The organism is Oceanospirillum sanctuarii (genome assembly GCF_002150805.1).
GTDB lineage: Bacteria > Pseudomonadota > Gammaproteobacteria > Pseudomonadales > Halomonadaceae > Oceanospirillum > Oceanospirillum sanctuarii.
The window spans coordinates 15,903-34,817 of the sequence record NZ_MTBA01000013.1; the positions used below are offsets into that span (position 1 = coordinate 15,903).

An 18,915-nucleotide genomic window follows, 5' to 3' on the forward strand; every position below is an offset into this window, starting at 1 on the left:
AGTTTTCGTATAAAAAGCCGGTGCGACCTCTGAACAGGGTCACACCGGCATTTTTTATTTCGGTAATTTCAGCAGCCTAAAACCTACAATCAACCTGCAACCAAACTGCAGATTAAAACCGGCTGGCTTAATCCAGCTGCCAGTGGAACATACCGGAATCCTTACCCAGAATTTTTGCCGGATACTCACCACTGGATGCCTTACCCGCCAAACCGTAGCAAACGTGAATGGGCAGCAGATGCTCTTCCCGTGGGTGGCAGAAACGGGCTCCCGGTGCCTGCTCCCAGTTAAGCAGTCGCTGACGACGTTCTGGTTCGCTCAGATCACCGGCACAGGTTTCCAGCAGCCAGTGCTCAAAACCCTGATTCAGGTCGGTAATCTCCTGCGATGGTGCGGCAAAAAAGGCGCGCATATTGTGGAAGGAGAAACCAGAACCCACCACGAGCAGGTTATCCCACTCTACTCCTTTCAACGCCTCGCCCATCGCCAGATGCAGCTCAGGATCCAGGGATGCTGACAGGGACAGCTGCACCACAGGGATATCCGCCTGCGGATACATCATCTTCAGCGGGACAAACATGCCGTGGTCATAACCACGCTTATCGTCCAGACGGGATTCAATACCCGCTTGTCCTAATGCCTGATGAATCCGGCTGGCAAGCTCCGGCTCACCGGGAGCCGGATACTGAATCTCGTAGGACTCTTTCGGAAATCCGTAATAATCGTAAATCAGCTCAGGACTTTTTCCGGAAGTGATAGTTGGAACTGCCTCTTCCCAGTGAGCACTAACAACCAGAATCGCCGATGGTTTCGGCAGCACGGTACTCAACTCATTCAGACGATCCACCATCTCCTGATGACCCGGATCACCTAACAGCGGCATAGGGCCACCACCGTGGGAGATAAAAATAATATTGGATGCGTTCATCACACCCTCCTTAAAGAGAGAATAACGGTTAAAGAATGCCCGGGCCTTTTGGCACGATACCGTTCGGATTCAGTGCCTTGATGGAGTAATAACCCGCTTTGATATGCTCGATATTCACAGTATCCGCGATGCCATCCAGTTGCAGAATCCGCAGCATATAGGCATGCAGATACGGCATCTCTTTCAGAGTGTTGCGGTTACATTTAAACAGACCATGGTAAGCCGCATCGAAACGCACCAGCGTCACAAAAGTACGCACATCGGTCTCGGTAATAGCATCGCCAAACAGATAATCACGGCCATCACTGAGGCGCTCTTCCAGTTCATCCAGACAGGTAAAGACTTTCAGATAAGCTTCATCATAGGCTTCCTGAGAGGAGGCAAACCCCGCCTGATAAACACCGTTATTCAGGTTGTCATAGATATGAGCATTGAGCTGATCGATTTCTGAGGTCAGATCAGAGGGACACAGATCAGGGCCCGTCGCACCCAGTTCATTAAAGGCCGTGTTCAACATACGTAGAATATCGGCGGATTCATTATTCACCATGCGATCCTGCTGCTTGTCCCACAGCACAGGTACTGTGGCACGACCGGTAAACACAGGATCCGCTTTAGTGTAGATCTGATGCATATAGTCGGCGTCGTTCAGGGTGTCGGTATCAGCCCCTTCGAAGCCACCAAAACGCCAGCCCTGATCCGTCAGCTGAGGATTAACCACAGAAACAGAGATCATCTTATCCAGACCTTTCAGCTTCAGCGCCATCAGAGTTCGGGAAGCCCACGGGCAGATATAAGCCACATAGAGATGATAACGACCGGCTTCTGCTTTAAAGCCTGCGTCACCGGTTGGGCCTGCGCTGCCATCCGGTGTCACCCAGTGACGGAAGGATGAGGTCTGACGGATAAAACGTCCCTGCTCATCTTTAGACTGTACCGGTTGCCAGTTTTCCTGCCATACGCCATTGACTAACATCTCTGCTTACTCCTGATTCTGTTTGAGTCTGGTCTGAGTACTTATTTGGCCTGCTTATTTCTTTGCTCTGCTTTGCAGCTTATTCAACATAAACCGGGCGCGGCTGCCGGAGAAATCCCGTAAACCGCGCACCTGTTCTGTTTTCAGTCCGGTGAATCCGATTACTTCAGCTTGTCAGCAATCAGGTTATCCAGTGCCAAACGACCACCACCCTGAATCGCCAGTGCCAGACCGATCACCGTGAGTACCAATCCATACTCGTAGCCGTTGTTAGCCATAAAGAGACCGTTACCGATATGAACACTGAAGATAGCGATCAGCATGGTGAAGGCAGTGACCAGTGCTGCAGGGCGGGTCAGCAGTCCCAGCACCAGCGCCAGTCCACCAAAGAACTCGGCACTACCGGCCAGCAGCGCCATCAGGTAACCCGGCTCAAGACCGATACTTGCCATCCACTGACCTGTGCCTTCAAGACCATAACCGCCAAACCAGGCGAAGAGCTTCTGCGCGCCGTGTGCTGCCAGTACCAGACCGACTGGAACCCGCAGTACCAGAGCTGCCAGACCGGCATCGGATTGCAGCAGTTTTTTAACGATTGAGTTGTTCATACCTGTATCTCCAAAATTAATTCTTTGCGATTGAGTCTGAACCCGTGGCGACCCGACCTTTAGTGTTTTCGGGCTGCTGTTGTTCAGCTGATGGACACAGTTTACTTTCACTCAGATAAGAGATTAACGGGGGCAATGTTGTATTATTATCAACATATCATTGATAATAATTCCCGCTTAAACAGTGGCATCCTTAAAAAGAAACACGCTCAAACAGAAACCCCATCAGAAAAAAACTGGAAGGAGTATTACCGCCATGGACAGAATTGACGCCATGCGTGCTTTTGAACTGGTCGCCAGCGAAGGCTCCTTCACCAAGGCGGCAGACAGATTGGACACCTCGCCTCAGTTGGTAAGCAAATATGTGGGTCAGCTGGAGCAGCGCCTGAACGCCCGCCTGTTAAACCGCACCACCCGCAAAGTCAGTTTGACCGAGGCCGGTAGCCGCTACTTTCAGTGGGTACAGCAGGTACTGCAGGATATTGATGAGATGGAAAGCCAGATCGGCGATATGCAGGAGGAAGCTCAGGGTCAGCTACGCATCAGCGCGCCGGTTTCTTTTGCCATTCAGCACATGGGCTCTCTGGTGACGGAGTTTCAACAGGCTCATCCCGGGGTCAGCATCGACCTGCAGCTGAACGACCGTAAGGTGGATATCGTCGAAGAAGGTTTTGATATCGCCCTCAGGATCGGCCATCTGAAAAGCTCTTCGCTGATTGCAAAGCAGATCGCACCGATTCGGCTGGCGATGTGTGCGTCACCTGAATATCTAAAGCGTCACGGCACACCCGAAAAGCCGGAAGATCTGAGAAAACACCGCTATCTGCGCTACAGCTATATGGAGAATGAAACCAGCTTTGCCGTGAACCAGTGGCTGAAAATTCCGGGGCGGGACAGCAGCGGTGATCTGATCTGCAATAACGGGGATCTGCTGGTAAAAGCGGCCATCGAAGGTGCCGGTATCGCCATTCAGCCGACCTTTATTTCCGGTCAGGCCATTGCCGAGGGCCAACTACAGCGCCTGCTGCCGGAACTGGAACCGGAACCCATGGGGCTGTATGCGGTGTATGCCCACCGTAAACTGCTGGCCAGCAAGGTGCGCTGCTTTCTGGACTTTATTGATGGCTACTTTGGCACGCCACCCTACTGGGATGCCTTTGATTCCGAATAAGCGCGAAGCCTGAACAAAAAAGCGGCATTCAGAACAGATCTGAATGCCGCTTGGTATAACGCTCAATGCAAAAACAGCGGTTACGCGCTTTCCGCCATAATCCGCTTACGGGCGGCCATAACGGTTTGCACGAAATCCTCATCACTGCGGAAGAGTTTATCCATCACCTTGCCGAAGGATTGGGTAAATGCCTTCTGAGCTTCGGAACCATTTTCGATCACCACGGTAAAGTGTTCAGTTCCGAAAACATCAAAGTCGACAAAGTCCGGCAGGGCTTCAAACTCAGCTTCCAGTTCGTTTTCAACCACAGCTTTGACCACTGTACTCCAGCCGCTGGCATCCATCTCTATCGGCAGAAGATCCGCCAGATGCGCCGCCAGACGCTGCATGGTAGCGGTCTTCAGCTTGAAGGAGACGTTATAGAGACCAAAACGGGAACTGGTGCTGAACAGTTCTTTGGCGGGTAAACGTACAACCGCTTCGTCGGATTCAGCAGCATCATCCACCTCAGGTTCCGGCAGCAGAGATGCGTCAAACGCCTGCCACTCGATCTGATCGGCCACTTCCTGCAGGGCATTCATTACCGTACGACGGGTGGAGAAAAGACCGGTCAGCACTTCGCCAAGTTCATTCACCTGCTTAGCAGCAGACCCTGTTGGCACAATCACCAGCAAACAGGAGGTCATATCGCTTTCCGGCTGCAGAATCTCCAGCAACTCAGGGGCACGCTGGGCTACCACCGCCATAATAAACTGCTGCCAGTTGCTGCCGTGGCGCATATCCGCTTCCGGCACCGCCTGCTGCATATAAAACGCCAACGCCTGGGTCTGTTCGTAATCCAACTGAACTGAAAGCGCCATACCTTTGCGTTCCATCTTCTGACGCAGTATTTTTCGCATTTTCAGGCGCTTCTCCTCATCTGCCAGCAGTGCCGCCTGTTCGGCAAACAGCCCGGCACGACTAACATCAGACACATTCAGATCAGAGCCAGACGAATCAGCGCCTGACGAATCAGTGGCGGTCTGTTCAGCTACGGTCTGCTCAACAGTCTCGGCGGGCTTGCCTAAAGCAGCCAACCGGAAGTTTTCAATGCGCTCAGCAACTGCCTGAGGTTTTACCGGCACCTGTTTCTTAGCCAGATCATCCCGAGCGGCCTGTACCGTGCCATCACCCAATACAGCATCAATAATATCCAGCAGCGCAGCGGCTTTGTCTTCATGCATCAGCAGGTAGCCGACGGCATTCATGCCCTCGGCATCTATCTGCGCTTCCTGCACAAAACCTATAGTGCCACCGGTTTCCTGCTTCAGTTCCGGATCGATCAGATAAGGATCTGAACCCAGTTCCAGCAGGCGTTTGAACATTCCGGCACGCCCCGCAAAAGCCGCTTCCAGCAGTGGATGATAACGGCGGGAGCCCATCAGATTAACATCAGCCCCCTGCTTAACCAGATACTCAACAACGGCTACTTTTGAGCCTTCTACCGTGTGGTGAACGTCGTAACATTGCTCACCGTTAATGGCCGCAAGAATCGGTGTCATGCCCTCTTCCGTCAGCGCATTAACATCAGCACCCCGGCTCACCAGTAACTCAATCACCGCCTGAACACCCATCTGACAGGCAGTCATCAGAGGCGTCGCACCACCAGCACCCGGATCGGGATCCGGCACCTCTACGCTGACACCAAGATCCAGCAGTGCCTCTACCGTTGCGGTTCGGTCACGGGAAGCAACAAAGCTGTAGTTAGAAATACATTTGTGAATCGCATTGGAGTTATCAAAGCCACCCACATGATGAATATCGACACCTTTCTCCGCTAGCCAGCGCAGGATGGATGCCCGCCCCGGCATAGCAGAGGCAATGGCAAGGTTATTCCCCAGACGATTCACTTCCTGCAGGTTAAAGCCGGTTTTCTGCCACAGGTACTGAACAAACTTAAGACTGGTGGCTTCATCGATCTGGCGCGGGAAACGCTGAATAATGCTGGTGACGGCCGATTCGTTGAACGAGCCCACAGGTTTTGCCGGATCAGCACCATAGCCAATCAGAAGATCAAACAGAGGCTTAGCCTGCTCAAAGTTGCTTTGATTGTGGTAGAGCACCATAGCAAACAGATGAGTTGTATCGGGATGGGTTGGTTCAGGCTCCGCAACCTGTGAATAGAGATGATCGACAGAGGCATCTGCCTCCAGCAGCATCTCAACAGCATTCAGCCAGATCAGGCGCGAGCGTTCATCGGTGCCGCACTGACCGTAGCGGAAGCAGCATTGAAAGAGCAAAGTCCAGAGGGTCGATTCATCACCATCTGTGTACTGACGCTCCAGATCAGGATCACGTTCGATCAGCTTACGGATCAGCACTTCATCCAGATCCTGACCGTTGTTTTCCTCTTCCATCGGCAAGAGGCTTTTCTCCACCAGAGGAATCAGGGTGCTGTGGGCACGCATCTGCGGGAAGCGATCCACCAGATAATGTGCCAGCGCCCAGCGTTTTTTATGCAGCGCCAGGGTGATTGGTGTTCCGGCCTCGCGATATTTTTCCGACGGATGCACATGCAGGTTTTCGATCTCGTAATCCGGATAAAGAGCAACCAGATCACCAATCAGTTCATGATCCTGCAGATAGTGAACCGCACTCAGAATCACATCCGGAGAGATTTGGGCTTTTGGTGTCAGCTCCAGCAGAAGCTTAAGGACAGGCAGGTTACGGAACTGAATCGCCAGTTCAATCAGGGTTTCTTCGTTGCCCTCTGCATCGGTATAGCAAGCATCCAGTTGCAGGCCTAAATCCAGCAACAGACGGAAGATCGCCTCTTTATCCTGGGATTTTTCCGGGGTTCTGTGCTGGAAACCGACAAAATAGTGCCATGCGGTTTTAGCAGTGATCTGAGGATCACTCATCCCTGCCAGCATACGTTTCAGCAGTGACAGATCGGCACAATACTCAAACAGCTGATCCAGATTTTTAGCCGCTGATGGTGGAGCAAAGCCTCGGCTTAACATCAGTTCCACCAAAGGCATATCACGATAGCGCAACGCCAGATCCAGAGCAGTTTCACCCCGGCTATTGGTCATTTCCGCTGACAACCCAGCCTGCAGTAAAAGATCAAACATGGCGGCTTTTTGCGCATCGTTTGGTTTTACAGACAGGTGACTCGGGTGGAACATGGTGACCCAAAGGCTGTCATCCATGCGGCAGGTTTCATTAACTTTTTTGCCCGGCAGAATGCGGTTCGGGTTAACGCCGCCATCCAGCAGAGCGCGAATAAAGGCGATTCGGGAGGTCGACAGAGCAAGAAAAAGCGCACTGAAGTTTTCTTCTTCACCGGGATTACCGCTCTCAAACTGATCGCGGGCTCCCGCTTCCAGCAGGAAAGCGATCTGGCGGACAAAGCCATCGTCATCCTGATTACATACTGCATAGAGCGGAGAACAGATGATGCTCTTGCCAAAGCCCTGATTCAGGTTAAACAGCTGGTTTACATCAGCACCCTTGGCAATGGCTTCTTTTGCCAGCGCGCAGGCATCTTGCAGATTGGGATTGAGCAGAATCGGGCCGATAACCGCTTTACCACTCAGATCCGGGTGTTGTTTCAGATATTGGCGGACTTCTTTTTCAGAAAGCTCGGAAAGATCCAGCGTGTCATCCACCACCAGATTGTCTTTCAGCTGCTCTTTTTTCAGCAGCAGACGGCCGATATCTCTCTGATGACGACTGATATCCGCACCCAGTTCCACTAAGCGCGTCACCAGATGACGCTGACTTCGGCTTACCGCCATATCCAGCAGGTTGCCCATCAGGTAGCGACGCTCCAGCGCCAGCTCAAAGCCGTTATCCGCCATATAGTTGAGCACCGACAACTTGGTCAGCTCATGCAGATCAGAACGGAACAGGCGGAACAAAAGCGCATCGGCGTATTCTTTGTCCTCAGTACCCTCATAGCGCTCAATACCGGATTCCAGAATGGCAATAATGCTGTCAGCCGGGATATTGTTTTTGCGCTCCAGGATATGCCAGAACACTCCCGGGGATTCCATCAGCTTCAGGCCATGCTCGCGCATCAGCCTGAGCACGGCCTCCACCTGCTCTTCCTCACCGGAATACAGGGCATTTCCCAGCAGGTTAAATTCACCCCAGACAATATTCAGATCCACACCCAGCTCGTGGCTGAGCAGAATCATATCCGCAGAGTTCATCGCCCGGGTCAGGAGAGTACTGGGCTTACCGCCATCATCGGTCAGGCACTTGGTATCAGCGCCCAACTTAATAAAGTGGCGGATCATATTGATCAGTTCGGGGTTACGCTCACGTAGCGCAAATTCCAGAGGGTAATAGTTGAAACCGTCATCCTTAACGATCTCTTCATTGATATTGTTACGGGTAACAGCCTTACTGACACGCACCAGATCATTGGCACGAATCTGATCCGCAAGGGAGCCGGCCAGAAGATCCTTGGCCTTATTCAAAAGTTCCATGAAGTGTCCTCAGTCACATCCAATATGAGCAACCTGCCCGCAAGACAGGTATTAAAAAAGGCCCGATTCACCCGAACCTTTAGTCAACAATAAGTCACAATGTGAGTTTGCGACTTATCAAACATCCATTTCGGAAACACTATATCAAAACATCGGGTTAGATACAGAACGAGCAAAGTACAGAACGGTCAAGGCCAAAACAAAAGACCAATACCCAAGACCAAAGATTAACCGCGAGCTGCTTCTCGCTCTTTCTCTTGTTCAATCAGATCAGCACGGTACATACGATCCAGATCCAAAACCTCAGAAAAGTTCAGGCAGGCATAGGCCTGTTGTTCGCCATCACACCAGATCACCTCATCGTTATAGATCACAATTCCCAACCCGTGCTCTTCATCCCAGGCGCATTCAAAGCAGAAGCCGATGGCGTTGTTTTCCGGTGGTAACACGATAATCGAGGTCAGACGGATGAGTGAGAAGACATCGCTTTTCAGCATGATCTCCTCGGTCAGCTCACCAAAATCTGAAGGATAGACAGGATCCTCTTCATCAAACACATCGAGGAATTCCGAGCGTTCCAGCAATGCCGGATAGTGCTCTTTCAGATACTCACTCACCAGCTGGTAGTAGAGGCCTTCTTTGGCTAAAAACGCATCAAGCATCGCCTGATCAGTACCTTCCGGCTGCCCCGTGGCAAAGAGTACTTCAGGATCACTGGGAATCTGGTGCCAGCCATTGGCAAATTTCGCTCGCCCACTACGATAGAAATCCTGTTGTTCAAAATTGACCGTTAAAGCATCCATTGAATAATCCTTCCCAAAGCTATTAAATTGCCACCATTTTAAGCAAAAGCTCTAAAAAGACACTAACCTTTTGAAACTCATCATTATTTTTGCCGACAGATTCACAAAAGCCCGAAACGAATAAAAGAAGAATAAGAGAAGATTAAGAAAAGAATCCAAACAAGATTCGGAAGCAGTAAGGCCTAAAAACAAAAAAGCGCTGCCAGAGCAACGCTTTCAGAATTTACCAAGATGCGATCAGATCATTCAGACATCATCTTTATGCAGAATGGCACCAAACTCATCGGAGTACACAAACTCGCCACGCTTCAGATCATCAGTGTAGCTCTTCAGCCATTCACTCAGGCTATTCGCCAGACGGTCACGCTCTGACATCTCATGCCACATGGTGATGATCTGATCCTGAACACCACCTTCTGCAGGCTGGGTATCCACACAGAAATGGTCACCACAGCCGTTATAGGTAAAAGGCACCCAACCGGCATTCCACCAGTCGTTGCGAATCCCTTTTTCCGCACGGGAATGGGAACCGGCAAACTCTTTACCATCCAGCAGCTTTTTCCAGACGCCCCACTCTTCCGCGATACGCTCCGCTGACAGAAACTCCTGACCATCAAACAGATAACCACCTTCTGAATCCTGACCGTTGTGGATCGCCAGCAGTTCACGAAGCTCCTCCGGCAGATCAAAACCCAGCGCCTGCTCAAGAGCAGTCAGCTGCTCAGCAGTTGCTGGCGGGTTCAGGTCTTCCAGACCTTCGGGATAGTTGGCTTTCAGCCACTCAGTCAAAGACTGCATACTCTGCTGGATACTGCTCACAAGAACTCCTTAGCACAGCCTAGAGGCTGATCTTAAATACGGATAATTAACTTGGTTGCAATAAGAACACAGCCACAGCGCGCAATCCAGAAAAGACAAACTTTCCCTCTTCAAAGGTCTCTGACAGGCGGTTCGAAAATTCTGATTTGCATTCAAAAAGCTCTAATCAGCACTTCGAAAGAGACACATAAAGCCATCTCTTAGCCAGCGCCTTCTGGCGCAGTTAACACAGGAAAGCTCGGTATCATCCAGCCATTCATCTTCGTCATCAGCAACAAAACCATTACAGGCTTGCGCTGCCTTCCGGCTGGCAATCAGATCCGTCGCCGGATAACGGAATATCCAGCGCTCTCCCTGTAGTACAAAGGCATCCTCCTCGTCCGGGCACAGCCCAGCGCCAATAGAAAACTCTGACATTAGTACTCCTTTAACTCCTGGCGACCAGCATTGCGCCACTGCCCATCCTCGCCCTTCGCAACCAGAAGGGTCTGCTGATGATTAAGCAACACCGCTTTAATTTTTCCGGAGAGATACACCTGCTCGTCAAGAGCAAGCCGATAGCCGGTCAGATCCACCACCGCAGAAGCCGTTGTCTGTTCAATGATATCCCGCACCGGCCAAAGCCCCTCTGCTGCCGGTAGTTTCAGCCGACCTTTGTAGCGACCATCGCTGCCGGTCATTCTTAAACCGATTGCTGCCAATGCCCCGATAACACCATCCCCTGTGCCACCATGTTCTGACAGCTGAACACCCAGCTCTTCCGCCAACTGGTAGGCCATCGCTTTGGTGAGCACACGTTTTTTTGCATTCAGCCCATAGGCCACCAGTGCGGACCAGTCGCACCGGTCAGTCTCATTTAACAGCGCCAACCCCGGATCGGAAGCAGGAGCTGATTCCGCCAACAGATGCTCAATTGCCAGAGCACGGATCGCTTCCGGATTCGGTTCTGCGCTGTAAATCCGGAAACACATGGCGCTGTTGTGAGAGGTATAGGGAATGGATTCGTGCACAAACAGCTGATGGCGGGTCACCATACTTGCACGGCCAAGGCCCTGCTCCTGAATCAGTGCAGCGATCTCTTCAGCAATCTCACCGGTGCCCTTGGTGCCGATATCATCGGTATCATCGATCGCCAGATAGAGGCAGTGCGCATTGTTGTCCTGATTCATAGTCCGGTTTCCTTCTGATTCTCTTCAACAGGCTCGGATTTGTTATTCGAAGCTGTCACAAGACCATGGTGCGCCAGTTTGCGCATAACACCGGGCACCAGCAAGGCTGCCAGCACACTGAAAAGCCCACCACCCAGTAATTTCCAACCAATCTGTAGCAGAATCACGTCACTTTCCGCTCCGGCCAGCCATAACCCCAGCACACCTTTCAGCAACCAGGCCAGCATACCCGCCAGTGCTACCAGCACCGCCTGCCAGAGCGTCCAGGCGGCCATCGGTAATAACAGCAGCGCCATTTCCATTGTTAGTGCCGGTAAAGCCATCTTCAGAAGAATCAAGGGGCCACCCTTGCCCACGCCCATCACCATAGCCAGCAAACCGGCCATAAGACCGCAGTAAAGCACCGCCCCCCGATGAGGTACCAGTCCACGGGCCAGCAGAAATACCAGCACCAGCAGAAACATCGAGTGGCCGGTCAGCCCGAGCTTAAGCCGCACCATCGCTTTAAAGGCCACCAGCAACAAAGCCAGTGCTGCCAGTAACAGAGCATCCGCAAGAGAAAATGCCTGCAGCGGATTAAGACGCTGCCATAAGCTTTTAGCCCCGGAGGCTGCAGAAAAATCAGCATTGTTCATTATGAAATCTCAGAAGTTGTTTCAATGTTCTTTTCAGGCGTTCTTTCAGTCGGATTCGGATTACTACAAGTCCGCTTCTGCTGGCTAAACGCCGGATAGCAGGTTGGTTGGGGATTTCCTCGATAGCCCCGGCTTTTCAGCGCCAGAGCCTGCTGGCGGGTCAGCCGGATCAGCTGAATCAGCAGCGGCTGAAGGACTGTATTCATCAGATCCCGCCAGCCACCGGGCTGCCAGAAGTGTTTCGGGCGGATTAAGGCTCCTCTCAGGATCTGCAACTGGTACAGTTGCTGGGCTTCACGGCTCAGGCGGGGAATCAGCGCCAGCGTTGCCGATAGCACCAGAGCACTGCGGGCAGGCATTACCGGTCGTAACGCCACCACCAGCTGATGTGCCTCTGTGGACAGGAAAAACCAGAGCCCCGGCAGAAAGGCCAGAAACAGACGGGCAGAAACCAGTAAGGCATCCGGCCAGCTTTGCCAGCCAAAACGCAGCAGATAAAACAGATAAAGCAGCACAAACTGCAGACTCATCAATTTGAATAGCCGCAGCCAATGTTCAGCGCCCTTGGGCTGACACACCACCAGCAGTGACAGCACTCCAGCCAGCACTACAAGCCCGACTACGGGTAACATAAAACAGGCTGCAACCAGCAAGGGGGTCAGCAGAAGTTTAAGAGTGACCCAGTGGGTTTCTGTCAGAACAGCGCTGAAACCTTTGATCGCTATGTACTTATCTTCACATTCTTCATCAGCAGCTCTGTTGTCAGGCTGATCTGACGCAGCCTGTTTTTCATAAGAGAGTGCCTCTGAATCTGAAGACTGATTTTCTATAGGCCGGACGTCTGCCGACAGATCCACAAGACAATCCCCCTGAATCTGCCAATGGGCATTGCCTCCGGCAAACACCCTGTGACCGGTAACCAGTATGCCGCAGCCTGTAGTCAGTAAGCGGGCCAACAGCTTCTGCAGAGCAGTTAACGAACGGGCATCCAGTCCGGCACAGGGGTCATCCAGTATCAGCAATCGAGGCATCAGAATCGCCTGGGAGGCGATCGCTACCAGATGCTGCTGACCATAGGAAAGAGTATAGGGAGAGCGTAACGCCAGTTTCTCCAGCTGCAGATCAGCGAGCATCTGAGCAACCCGCCTTTCAGTCTCAGCAACCGGCACTCCCGCCCGCAACAGTGAAAAGGCCAGTTCCTGCTCAACTGTGTCAGCAAAAATCTGACGGGCTGGATGTTGCAGGACAAAACCCAGTTCGCCCTTGCGGCTCTGTTTTCGGCAATGTGCTTCAGGCGGGTGACCTAAGCAGGTGATCCGGCCTGTTTTTAAGCTGCGGATGCCCAGCAAAAGATCAACAAAACTGGATTTACCACTGCCGTTACAACCGGTCAGCTGCACCAGCGTACCGGGGTTTAACGCCAGAGACGGGCCATAAAGACTGCGCTCAGTATTTAGCGCCAGCTCAAAAGCATCACAGACCAGCAGCGGCTCAGCTGAAGAGCATTCAGCTGAGCCGCTGGGCCAGGAGAAATCACAACTGATACTGTTCACGGGGAAAAGATCGGAATAAGCAGAAACACCTTTTCCATGATCCTGCTGATGGCAAACCAGCCTCTTAGAAACAACGCCCGAAGAAGCAGTGTCCTGATAAACAAAAGACAACTGCCGGTCGGCCAGATCCTGCCATACATCGGTCCTGTGCTCGGTGACGACAACCGCGATGCCATCAGCCAGAAGATCCTGCAGTAACCTTCTGAGCTGCCGGAAACCGTCATCATCCAGCTGCGCCCAGGGTTCGTCCAACAGCAGCACTTTCGGGCGTACCACCAGCTGAGCGGCAATCAGCAGACGATAGCGCTGCCCCAGCGAAAGCTCCCGTACCTGTTGCGCCTGAGACAGGTGCAACCCCACCTGATCGAGTGCCGCAGTCACTTTCTCAGGCATCACAGCAGCCTCAAGCCCCAGCTGCTCCATTACCAGCGCAACCTCTGGACCGACCTGATCACGTATCAGCTGAAGATCCGGGTCCTGCAGAATCAGGGCAACCCGACCAGCTGCCGACACCCGTCCGGCATCCGGCGTGATCAGCCCAGCCATCAGCTGTAGCAGGCTGCTTTTACCGCAGCCGGTATCCCCCTGAATCAGCGTCAGTTCACCGGGCTGCAGCTGCAGATCAAGACCGGAGAAAAGCTCCAGCTCTGACCGGTTGAGACTCACCTGCGTCAGAGACAGCACGGTGGTTGCCTGAGCATTATGCATAGATCAGATACGGCGAGATCAGAGTTCAGCCTTCAGACTGAACATCCACTGACGACCGGGAGCCGGCAGATCCTGACTCTGATAATAGAGTTCATCAGTCAGGTTGGTGATGTTCAGCTGCCAGGAGAAACCTTTAACAGGCAGCGGCTGCATCAGGTTGAGGTCAAACAGGTTGTAATCATCGATCTCAACCGCGCCTGTATTATCGTAATAGACCTGCCCCATGATACGCTGAGCATCCAGACGGGCACTCAGCTCAAAAGGTAAACGGGCTGTCAGGGAAGCTTTAACCATGTGTTCAGGCCGGTTCTGCAGCTGATCCCGGTTCTGATCATCTTCACCCACATTTACCGCATCCAGATAGCTGTAACCCAAATCTAATGCCAGCGCGTCCAATGCCCGGTTTTGCCATAACAGGTCGATCCCCTGAAAACGGTACTCGGCATAGTTGCGGTAAACGCCGTCGGTATCCTTCTCGATATAGTTCTCCATATCGCTGCGGTAGATCGCAGCAGACAGAGTATCTTTAGCCGTTACAAAATAGCGGCTGCCCAGTTCGATATGGTCGGTTTTCTCTGTATCCAGGTTCGGGTTTGCAGCACTACCCTCATACAGATTACGGATCGAAGGGAAACGGATCTTGCGTGCCAGAGCGGCATTCAGACGCAGGTCTGCACTCAGATCCTGATACACCGAAATTGTGGCGGAAGGTTCAGTTTCTCCCTGAACATCACTGCGGTGCAGGCCAAGCCCCAGACTGCTGCCGAAATTGTCAGACGGTTGCCACTGATATTCAGCCACCAGATTATAGAGGTCCTGGGATTCATCGAATGAGGTGGTAGTACCGGTTCCTGCTGTGGTTGCCGCCGCTGTTCTGGTCAGTGAAGCTGCACTTGTTCCTGAGCCGCCACCAGAACCACTTCCTGAACCACCACCGGAGCCAGAGCCAGAACCGCCACCAGAACCACTTCCTGAGTCTGAACCACCACCAGAGCCTGATCCGGAACCGCTGCCTGATGCGCTGTATCTGGTTTCATCAGCATCATATCCCTGGCGCTCACCAATAAGCCCCAGAGTGAAAAGATGATCTCCACTTTCCAGTAACCATTGCCCGTTAAAACCAAGATTTCGTGAGCGGGAGTCTGTGCTGCGGGTGATAACCTGATAGGTTTCATCCTCATATCGCTGCAACAGCTTGTCATGCTGATTCAGATAAACAAAACCCCGCACACCATTGTTGCCGGATAACTGATGGGAAAGGCTGAGTTGGATACCGGCATTGTCCAGGTCATCGACCCGTTCAAAGCGAACAGTACTGTCGGTCAATGCCCCTGCACGACCCGGCTTGCCCTTCTCAGCCTGACCCAGCTCCGCAGTCAGGCCAATTTTGGTCTGGCCACTGATCTGCCAGTTTGCAGCAGTGTATAGCTGATCGCTTTTTACATCGCTGTTTTCTCTGGCACCGCCATCTTCGTAGGGAGCGGTATCATAATCATCCGGCACGGTAAATGCGTCCTGACGATATCCGGTATAAGCCAATAACCAGTCACTGTTCTGACCTCGGCCAGCCACGCTCAAACCAGCCTTTTTGCGTCCATCATTGCCCATTCCCAGTTCAGCGGATATACCCTGAGACTGAACACCCGTTTTTGTGATGACGTTAATCACCCCTGCATTGCCACCCGGCCCGTAGAGCAGGGAAGAAGGCCCCATAGCCACTTCGATACGTTCAATGCGGTCAGCCGGAATCAGCGTCGGATCAAACTGACCGTCATAACTACTATTAGCCGGTACACCGTTAATCAGCAACGTGACATGGCGGGTACGAAAACCACGCATATCTACCCTAGGAACGCCATCCGGGCCAGTTCGAACATACACACCGGGCAAACTGTTCAAAGCCTGATCCAGGGTTTCAACACCCTGTTCACGAATCTTCGCCCGATCCAGCGTGTAACGGGTGGTGGACTTCTGTTGTGCCGTAGGCATGCCACCCCGGATAACAATCACATCCTGAAGGTCGAAAACATTGGTCTGCTCTTCAGACACATCGTTTGCTATTGCCGGTGTCGCCAGCATCACTGCTAACGCAGTCGCAGTTAAGCGCATGGTTATTCCCTTATTTTCTCAAGCTGTTTTTTCAGGTGATCTGAGCCACCCTGATGGAAGCGACCGGCGAGTCTAGAGAAACCGCTCTAAGGCAGATATAAGCCCTTAGTTTTAATTTTTCCTTTACTTTTCAGTGTATTACGAAAAAAAGGAAGAATATTCCAAAGACAAAACAGCATAAGAAAAAGATGGATCTAAACGACCAAAAACCACCCCAAAATCCCACCATAGGCACTTGAGGGATAAAGAATCACCTTAACCTCCTATCAGAGAAATTCGGGACAAATAATGACAAACAAAATGAAAAACATTCAATAAATCTGCATTAGTGGTTTTCTATAAGATATTTCAGACATAAAAAAACCGACGTTGATAAACGTCGGTTTTCTAAAACTCATAATTAAGGTTATCAATGGATAAAACTGCCATCGATACCCTAATCTGAATCTGACAACTCAAAAGTTATGAGTCGTTTTCTCATCGGCACTTACAGTGACATTAGTGGTGCCGAAGTAACTCAGAGTTTCAGCAGTTTCAGGCTCGTCGCCAGCATTGCCGCAAGTATAGGTAATTGTGTATTCACCCGCCTCCAGGAAACCTGCTTCATAGCTGTAGCTGGCATCGGAAAACTTAACGAATGCAGTCGTCAATGGGTCAGTGCCAGTACCCTGCAGATCAACCGGGCTTACATCAGCACCTGAGTAGACATAAACAGCACCATGATTGGTCGCGGTATCAGCGACATATTCACCACCACATTGTGCTGAGATAGACGTTGAATTCACGGTTCCTGAGATACTACCAACCTGAGTATTATCAACTAGCCGTAATGCAGGACCTAGCTTGTATTTACCATTTGCCTCTGTGAGGCCTTTGCGCAGATCAAAATCAATGGTGAAGCTGTTATTGCCGCCAGCTGCCACAGTAAATCCGTTGATAAGTTTCAAACCGCTTTTATCACCGCTAGGGATCGATAATTCTTCTTGGGCACCATTTTCTGTGAGACGAATATAGGTATCAACTACACCATTCTCAGCTTGTACACCTAATCGGATCCACTGATACTCACCAGCATCCAACTGAACATTTTCCAACAGATTGGTCGACTTGCTCCCAGTCAATTGCAGTAAATCAATATCTCTTGGTTCGTCTAACGTAAATTTAGTTGTACTACCTGAACTAGAGTGCACTTCTACACTTGTAAAACGAACAACTACTTCAGCAGCTGTATCCACAGGCGCATCCGTTACCCCAAGAGTAAAGCTGCCTTTATCACCGGAAGTATCACCGCAGCCAATCAGAAAAAACGGTAGTGCAGCTGCAGCTAAAAATGGATATTTCATGTCTGTTCCCCTTCAAATTTCTTTGAAGAATTATCGGTAATTAATCCGACAGTTAAAACGATAAAAAGTGGCAACAGGTCTCGTTTTAACAAAAAGACAACCGGCTAACCTTCTGTTGTTAAAAGAGTTTTACACCGACTTTCTTTTAGAAACATTGGAAACAATCCAGAAAAATTTATTTTTCAAACAGCTTAAGTGTCCATTTGCGCATTTAGGGAGTGTTAAGAAGACAACTTACCAACGCTCTTTATGAATCCGCTCTTCCAGAGACTCACGGGGCAACCAACCAAAGCTTTCCAATTCAGGTTTGTCTTTGAATTTAGAGACATAGCCAAGGCACAGATAGCCGATAATATCGATCTCTTCGGGAATCCCCAGCGTACTTCTCAGTACGTCATCATGAATGATACTGACCCAGCCCATGCCGATATTTTCGGCCCGGGCCGCCAGCCAGATATTCTGAACCGCACAGACGGCGCTAAAGAGATCCATCTCAGGCTTAATGGTTCGCCCCAGAACAACCGGGCCGGTTCGGCTTCGGTCACAGGTGACACAGATGCCGATGGGGGATTCCATAATGCCTTCCAGCTTAAAGCTGCGATATTGCTCCTGACGCTCGCCGGTGAACTGCTGAGCAGACTCTTCATTAGCAGCTTCAAAGCCTGCTTTGATCGCTTTTTTGGTCTCAGAATCCTGCACCAGAACAAAGTCCCAGGGCTGCATAAAACCAACACTCGGCGCGTGGTGTCCGGCTCTCAGGATACGCTCCAGAACTTCTTCAGGGATGGGATCAGGCAGGAAATCACGACGAACATCCCGACGGGAAAAGATCACTTTGTAAAGCGCGTCGCGCTCTTCCTGACTGATATTCATACCGCTAACCCCATGAATCTATTCAACAAATAAGGCGGCGATTCTAGGGGTTTAGCTCGAAAAGTACAAAAGAAGGGTAAGGGGAAAAGTAAGGATATAACGGGAAATACTCGCTTAACCGTTCAACGCCATCTGTAAAAGCAGGTCTAACTGAACAGAAGCATCTCCTTTGTCACTATTTTCAGGCTCACCATTACCGCCCAGGCGTAACGCCGGAACCGGGTAATAAATTTCGTCGGCGGCCAGCACGCCTTTCAGTTTCCGGGTCTTCAGCAAACGCGAACGGCAGAAGAACTCCTCAATCACTTCCTCATCGCAACAGAAATCGTTGAAAAACTCCTCAAGGGACCAAACCAGAGAGTCAGACTGCGAGGTGTGCGGATCGATAAAGGCAACATCAACCTCATCTTCTTCCTCATCCAGTCCTTCGTCTTCACCGGTCAGATTACGGAAATAGAGGATATCGCCAAAAGCACTAAGAGCGATGGGCAAACGGTCCATATCTTCTTCGTCATACATCAGCCAGCCCCAGAGATTGTCCTGATACTGTTCGGGATTAATCAGCTGGATAAGACCATCACCGTAAAAGCCAAAACCGTGGGTCTGCCAAAGCTCCAGCAAGCTGGCAGGCAGATGATCACGATAACGGGCCAGAATCTCGGCAGATGCCTGCTGCAGGTTCTCGCCGGGAGTATGGGTATCAATAAAAGTCTGTAACTTGATCGCCATGGGTAAAAATCCTTTT

The 18,915-nt window shown here is 51.3% G+C and carries 15 protein-coding genes; 1 reads left to right on the plus strand and 14 read right to left on the minus strand.

What is annotated here, in order from left to right:
* Positions 1-127 precede the first annotated feature (127 nt).
* The 3 genes from BV405_RS16020 to BV405_RS16030 form a co-directional block, all read right to left on the minus strand.
* On the minus strand, positions 128-928 hold the full coding sequence (locus BV405_RS16020; RefSeq protein ID WP_217895686.1) for a DODA-type extradiol aromatic ring-opening family dioxygenase: 801 nt from the start codon (positions 926-928) through the stop codon (positions 128-130).
* Positions 929-956: 28 nt separating this feature from the next.
* Positions 957-1,904 (minus strand): glutathione S-transferase family protein, encoded by a 948-nt coding sequence (locus BV405_RS16025; RefSeq protein WP_086481898.1) that lies wholly within the window; start codon positions 1,902-1,904, stop codon positions 957-959.
* A gap of 161 nt (positions 1,905-2,065) precedes the next feature.
* The gene (locus tag BV405_RS16030; protein ID WP_086481899.1) at positions 2,066-2,512 is read right to left on the minus strand and encodes a DoxX family protein; all 447 of its coding nucleotides are present in this window, start codon (positions 2,510-2,512) and stop codon (positions 2,066-2,068) included.
* A 256-nt stretch (positions 2,513-2,768) separates the two neighbouring features.
* Between BV405_RS16030 and BV405_RS16035 the strand changes: the two genes are divergently transcribed.
* Entirely contained in the window at positions 2,769-3,683 is a 915-nt protein-coding gene (locus tag BV405_RS16035) for a LysR family transcriptional regulator (protein WP_086481900.1), read from the plus strand.
* A gap of 80 nt (positions 3,684-3,763) precedes the next feature.
* Here the strand turns inward: BV405_RS16035 and BV405_RS16040 are convergent, their stop codons facing one another.
* The 11 genes from BV405_RS16040 to BV405_RS16090 form a co-directional block, all read right to left on the minus strand.
* A complete protein-coding gene (locus BV405_RS16040; RefSeq protein ID WP_086481901.1) occupies positions 3,764-8,158 on the minus strand; it encodes an ankyrin repeat domain-containing protein in 4,395 nt (1,464 codons plus the stop codon).
* Positions 8,159-8,385: 227 nt separating this feature from the next.
* The gene (locus tag BV405_RS16045; protein ID WP_086481902.1) at positions 8,386-8,961 is read right to left on the minus strand and encodes a DUF6985 domain-containing protein; all 576 of its coding nucleotides are present in this window, start codon (positions 8,959-8,961) and stop codon (positions 8,386-8,388) included.
* Between the two features lie 246 nt (positions 8,962-9,207).
* Entirely contained in the window at positions 9,208-9,780 is a 573-nt protein-coding gene (locus tag BV405_RS16050) for an SMI1/KNR4 family protein (protein WP_217895687.1), read from the minus strand.
* Positions 9,781-9,942: 162 nt separating this feature from the next.
* Positions 9,943-10,197 carry a hypothetical protein gene (locus BV405_RS16055; protein ID WP_086481903.1) on the minus strand — a complete coding sequence of 85 codons (255 nt, stop codon included), beginning with the start codon at positions 10,195-10,197 and terminating at the stop codon, positions 9,943-9,945.
* A complete protein-coding gene (locus BV405_RS16060; protein WP_086481904.1) occupies positions 10,197-10,949 on the minus strand; it encodes a DNA-binding protein in 753 nt (250 codons plus the stop codon). The genes BV405_RS16055 and BV405_RS16060 overlap by 1 nt, the downstream gene beginning before the upstream one ends.
* Positions 10,946-11,584 carry a hypothetical protein gene (locus BV405_RS16065; RefSeq protein ID WP_086481905.1) on the minus strand — a complete coding sequence of 213 codons (639 nt, stop codon included), beginning with the start codon at positions 11,582-11,584 and terminating at the stop codon, positions 10,946-10,948. The genes BV405_RS16060 and BV405_RS16065 overlap by 4 nt, the downstream gene beginning before the upstream one ends.
* On the minus strand, positions 11,584-13,821 hold the full coding sequence (locus BV405_RS16070; RefSeq protein WP_217895688.1) for an ATP-binding cassette domain-containing protein: 2,238 nt from the start codon (positions 13,819-13,821) through the stop codon (positions 11,584-11,586). The genes BV405_RS16065 and BV405_RS16070 overlap by 1 nt, the downstream gene beginning before the upstream one ends.
* Before the next feature lie 42 nt (positions 13,822-13,863).
* Positions 13,864-15,954 carry a TonB-dependent receptor plug domain-containing protein gene (locus tag BV405_RS16075; protein WP_086481907.1) on the minus strand — a complete coding sequence of 697 codons (2,091 nt, stop codon included), beginning with the start codon at positions 15,952-15,954 and terminating at the stop codon, positions 13,864-13,866.
* Positions 15,955-16,409: 455 nt separating this feature from the next.
* Positions 16,410-17,297: a DUF4382 domain-containing protein gene (locus tag BV405_RS16080; protein WP_086481908.1), complete on the minus strand. Its 888-nt coding sequence runs from the start codon at positions 17,295-17,297 to the stop codon at positions 16,410-16,412.
* 234 nt (positions 17,298-17,531) lie between these two features.
* A complete protein-coding gene (gene bluB / locus BV405_RS16085) occupies positions 17,532-18,170 on the minus strand; it encodes a 5,6-dimethylbenzimidazole synthase (protein WP_086481909.1) in 639 nt (212 codons plus the stop codon).
* 114 nt (positions 18,171-18,284) lie between these two features.
* A complete protein-coding gene (locus tag BV405_RS16090; RefSeq protein WP_086481910.1) occupies positions 18,285-18,899 on the minus strand; it encodes a GAD-like domain-containing protein in 615 nt (204 codons plus the stop codon).
* Between the last annotated feature and the right edge of the window lie 16 nt (positions 18,900-18,915).